This window comes from Faecalibacterium gallinarum (assembly GCF_022180365.1).
GTDB classification, from domain to species: Bacteria; Bacillota; Clostridia; order Oscillospirales; family Ruminococcaceae; genus Faecalibacterium; species Faecalibacterium gallinarum.
This window is the reverse complement of sequence record NZ_BQKV01000016.1, coordinates 1-327: the sequence shown is the minus strand read 5'-3', so window position 1 is coordinate 327 and position 327 is coordinate 1. Positions and strand designations below refer to the sequence as shown.

1 protein-coding gene is annotated in these 327 nt (G+C 52.0%); it reads left to right on the top strand.

What is annotated here, in order from left to right; translation table 11 throughout:
• Positions 1–205, top strand: a 205-nt coding sequence (locus JCM17207_RS01670) for a hypothetical protein (RefSeq protein ID WP_238315838.1), incomplete at its 5' end; no start/stop codon positions are given.
• Between the last annotated feature and the right edge of the window lie 122 nt (positions 206–327).

The window sequence follows — 327 nt, the reverse complement described above, 5'->3', positions numbered from 1 at the left end:
CCCAGTCCATCTGGTAAGTTTCACCGGGTTCTGTAGTGTACCGGCGACCACGGTTTCCCTGGGGCGCAACCAGCTGGCGTTTAGCTGGAATGAGGTCCTTGTGGGCGGCAATATACTCTTTTACAATGGTCGCTCCTCCTTCAAAACCAGCCTGTTTCAAACGCTCCAATACGACAGAGGAATTCTTGACACCTTGGCGCAGTAAGCTGTCTAACAGGCCGGTATAACCGCTGAGTTTTGTGACCCTATGTTTACTGCCTTTGGTGCTGCGAGGCAAGTCTTGAAAGCCGTTTCTTTTGAGTCTGCGCAGTCTGCTACGAGATACGC